Consider the following 4,490-nt stretch of genomic DNA (forward strand, 5'->3'; position numbering starts at 1 on the left):
GACTGCTCACGGGCCGCCGTCGGCCGCAACCACGCCCCGCCGACACTCGGCGCCACCATCGACATCACACCCGCGGCGAGCCGCCCCGCCGCCAACACCGCGGCCAACCGCTCCGCCGAGCCGGATATCGCTCCGGAACCCGCCACAACGCCCCCCGATCAACCGATCCACGCCCGCATCCGAAACCGGTCCATCGACCGGCGGCCCACACCGTAGCGGTGCCGCGCGCAGCGACCCCCGCACCCCCATCACGCGGGATACGGGGGCCGCGGTTTCCACCGAACCGGACGCGTTCAGTCGCGCAGCGCCCCGTCCGGCCGATACACCACCAGCCGGCGACCCTTGGCCACCCGCAACTGCGAAGCACCCGGCCGGACTTCGCCGTCCACCGCCAGTTCCGCGCCCTCCTGGATCTCGGAGATCCGCACCGTGCGCGCGGTCGACGCCTCGTACACCCGCGAGCGTCCGAGCGTGCCCGACAGCACCGCCGCCACCAGACGGGTGCGCGCCAACGGCCGCGACGCGTCCACGATCCGCACGTCCAACAGCCCGTCGGTCAGGTTCGGCCGATACGTCGGCGCGAACCCCTCCGGCGCGTACTCGCCGTTGCCCAGGAACAACAGCCACAGCGACCGCGGCCGCCCGTTCACGCGCATCTTCACCGGCCCCGCGTCACGCAGCACGCGGACCAGGCCGACCAGCATCGCCGGCCACTTGCCGATCTTGCCCTCCAGCTCTTCCCGAAAGCGCACCAGATCCGGGTACACGCCCAGCGAGAACGTGTTGAGGAACAACTCCGGGCCCATCTCCTGCCCGTCGTCGGAGAACGCGTGCGAGTGGTCGCGCTGCAACTCGGCCACGTCCACCGCCACCGCCTCGCCCGCCGACAGCGCCGCCACCGTGTCGTCGAGCCGGATCAACCCCAGGTCACCCGCGAAGTGGTTGAGCGTGCCCGCCGGGAACACCGCGAGCGGCATGTCGCGCTCCAGCGCGATCCGGGCCGCGCAGTTCACGCTGCCGTCGCCGCCCGCGACCCCCAACACCCGCGCCTGATCCGCGGCCTGGCCCAGCAACGCCACCAGGTCGCCGTCCGGGCCGCGCTCGACGATCTTGGCCCCGGGCAGCAACTCGCGCAGCCGCTGCGCGGTATCGCCCTCGGGCCCGGCGGAGGAGTTCACCACCACGACCAGGCCCTCGCCCTCGCCCAACGCCGGGACCGAGGTACGCGCGTGCGGCGCCTTCGCCGCCTCGGCCGGGCGAGTCGGCCACCACCGCAGCGTCACCAGGGCCAGCCCCGCGCCCATGGCCGCCCCGGCGAGCACGTCACCGGGGTAGTGCACCCCCGTGTACACGCGCGAGAACGCCACGCCGCCCGCCAACGCCCCCGCCGCGATCCCCAGCGGCCGCGACTCCAGCGCCACGCCCGTGGCGAACGCGGCGGCCGACGCGGCATGCCCGGAAGGGAACGACGTCGTCCACGGCTGCCGCTGCAACCGCCGCGACAGCGGCACCGCGTCGATCACCGGACGCGGCCGGCGCACCCAACTCTTGAGCACCACGTTGCTCACCGTGGACGCCAACGCGACCGCGCCCAGACCGCGCAACGCGGCCCGCCGCCCGCTCCGACCTCCCGACAGGGCCATTCCCGCCCCGGTCACCGCCCACAGACGCGAATGGTTGGCCGCGCGCGACAAGGCGGGCAATGCCTTGTTCGCCCACGGCACATGATGCGTCGCCACCCACGCGAATGCCGCCCGATCGGCGGCATGGATCTTTCCCATGGCGCCATCACTACCCGCTACCTTCACCACACACCACGACTCTCGTCACACCCGACCCACCCGGCGTGATCCGGGCAGGAAACCGCTCAGCGGGCAAACGCCGCCGACACCGCGTCCAACTCCTCGCGATACTCGATCCGTTCCAGCCACTCGTCCGGCCACCCGTCCATGCCGTACACGGCGCCGAGCATCGCGCCCGCCAACGCGGCGATCGAATCCGAGTCGCCGGACGTCGCCGCCGCCCGCGCGAGCGCCGACCGCGGGTCGTCCGCGTACAGCACCACGCACAGCACGGCGGTCGCCAACGCCTCCTCGGCGATCCACCCGGCCCCCGTAACCCGACACGGATCCGAGCGGCGGTCGCCTTCCGCCACGGCCTGGTCCAACCGGTCCAGGACGCCCAGACACTCGCCCCAACCACGCGCGGCGAACCCCTCCGGCGAGTCCGCGAACGGACCCCGCCACAGCTCGTCGCCCAACCAGTCGCCCCGATACACCTCGCACTGGGCCCGGGCGTGGTCGCGCAGATACGCGGGCAGGTCGGCGATCGCCACCCCGCCGCGCAGCGCGTGTACGGCCGCTGCGGTCAGGTCCGCCGCCGCCGTCGCGGTGGGATGCCCGTGCGTGATCGCCGACTGCAACTGCGCCGCCCCGCACCGCGTCGCCTCGTCGATCCCGTCGAGCAGACCCAGCGGGGTGACCCGCATGTTGGCCCCACATCCCTTGGAACCGCGCCGGGTGGCCTCGATCCAGGGCCGGCCCTTGGCCAGTTCCTCGCACGCCGACATGCACGTGTGCCCCGGCGCCCGAGTGTTGTCGGGCGAGTCCCACCACGTCAGGTACCGCTCGACGAGCCGCCGCCCGAACGTGTCCGGCCGCAACGCCCCGCCGTCCACGCGCGCGTCCAGCACGGCATGCGCGACCGCAAGTGCCATCTGGGTGTCGTCGGTGACCAACGCGGGCGTACCCACGAGGTCCAACGGCCCCGGCAGATCGTGGCGGCGCACGATCTCCGCGTAGCTCAAAAACTCGGTCGGCGCCCCCAATGCGTCTCCGTAGGCCAATCCGAACATGCTGCCGCGCACCCGCTCCGCGTTGTCGACCGTCATCGCGTACCCCCTCCGTGCCAAAGGCACAGCCTGCCGGCTGCGGGGCGATGCGTGCGGGCATGGGCGGCTCCTCGGGGGCACCCCGGGGACACCTCGTGCACTGTCGGTAGGAGCAACCTCACGCGGCGTCGGCGCCTGATCCGGCATCGGCGGGGGATTCGACGCCCCGTCGGATCCGACGCCGGCGCGGGAAGCAAACGACGCCGACCCCCGTGCGGCCCCTTGACGCCCCCGAGTGTGCGGCGACACACTCCAGCTACCAGCCGGTAACAAATCTCGACGCCCGGGGGCAGACCCACCCATGACCGCTTTCTCCCTCGCCCTGACCGACGACCAGGAAACCGTCCGCGACTGGGTACACACTTTCGCCGCCGACGTCCTGCGCCCCGCCGCCGCCGAATGGGACGAACGCGAGGAGACCCCCTGGCCGATCATCCAGGAGGCCGCCAAGATCGGCCTGTACTCGCTCGACTTCTTCACCACCCAGGCGTTCGACACCACCGGCCTGGGCATCCCGCTGATCATGGAGGAGCTCTTCTGGGGCGACGCCGGTCTGGGCCTGGCGCTCACCGGCACCACGCTCGCCGCCGCGGGCCTGGTCGCCAACGGCACCCAGGAGCAACTGTTCGAGTGGGCGCCGCAGATGTTCGGCACTCCCGAGGACGTCCGCGTCGCCGCGTTCTGCTCGTCCGAGCCCAACGCCGGCTCCGACGTCGGGGCCATGCGCACCCGGGCCGCCTTCGACGAAGCCACCGGAGACTGGGTGCTCAACGGCGTCAAGACGTGGGCCACCAACGGCGGCATCGCCCACATCCACGTCGTGGTCGCCACCGTCGACCCCTCGCTCGGCTCGCGCGGCCAGGCCAGTTTCGTGATCCCGCCGAACACGCCCGGCCTGTCCCAGGGCCAAAAGTTCAAGAAGCACGGCATCCGCGCGTCGCACACCGCCGAGGTCGTGCTGGACAACGTGCGCGTCCCCGGCAGTTGCCTGTTGGGCGGCAAGGACAAGCTCGACGAGCGCATCGCCCGCGCCAAGTCCGGCTCGTCGGGCCGCGGCAACGCCGCGATGGCCACGTTCGAGTCGTCCCGCCCGGCGGTCGCGGCCCAGGCGGTCGGCATCGCGCGGGCCGCGTACGAGGTCGCCCTCGACTACGCGCAGACCCGCGAACAATTCGGCCGCCCCATCATCGACAACCAGGGCGTCGCCTTCACCATCGCCGACATGCGCACCCGCATCGACGCGGCCCGCCTGCTCACGTGGCGCGCGTCGTGGATGGCCGCGAACCAACAGCCCTTCAAGGCGGCCGAGGGCTCGATGTCCAAGCTCTACGCCGGCGAAACCGCCAAATGGGTCACCGCCGCCGCGATGCAGATCCTCGGCGGCAACGGCTACACCCGCGAATACCCGGTCGAACGCATGCACCGCGACAGCGCCATCTACACCATCTTCGAAGGCACCAGCGAAATCCAACGCCTGGTCATCGCCCGCACGTTGTCGAACGTCCCGATCCGCTGACCCGACGCCGCCGGCCCGGGCGCGCCGACGGTGGCGTCGGCCACCTACCGCGCGGCCCCGGGCGGCGGGGCCGATGCCTGGCCC

At 72.4% G+C, this 4,490-nt stretch carries 3 protein-coding genes; 1 reads left to right on the plus strand and 2 read right to left on the minus strand.

Features of this window, described 5'->3' with window-relative positions:
• Window positions 1-293 precede the first annotated feature (293 nt).
• Together GT354_RS32760 and GT354_RS32765 are read right to left on the minus strand one after the other, a co-directional pair.
• Entirely contained in the window at window positions 294-1,781 is a 1,488-nt protein-coding gene (locus GT354_RS32760; RefSeq protein WP_161360006.1) for a phosphatase PAP2 family protein, read from the minus strand.
• A gap of 86 nt (window positions 1,782-1,867) precedes the next feature.
• Window positions 1,868-2,890 carry an ADP-ribosylglycohydrolase family protein gene (locus GT354_RS32765; RefSeq protein ID WP_161360007.1) on the minus strand — a complete coding sequence of 341 codons (1,023 nt, stop codon included), beginning with the start codon at window positions 2,888-2,890 and terminating at the stop codon, window positions 1,868-1,870.
• 301 nt (window positions 2,891-3,191) lie between these two features.
• On the opposite strand from GT354_RS32765, the gene GT354_RS32770 reads away from it, so the two are divergent.
• Window positions 3,192-4,406, plus strand: coding sequence for an acyl-CoA dehydrogenase family protein (locus GT354_RS32770; protein ID WP_161360008.1), 1,215 nt, complete (start codon window positions 3,192-3,194; stop codon window positions 4,404-4,406).
• The last annotated feature ends 84 nt before the right edge of the window (window positions 4,407-4,490 follow it).

Source organism: Streptomyces sp. SID3343, from assembly GCF_009865215.1.
Classification (GTDB): Bacteria; Actinomycetota; Actinomycetes; order Streptomycetales; family Streptomycetaceae; genus Embleya.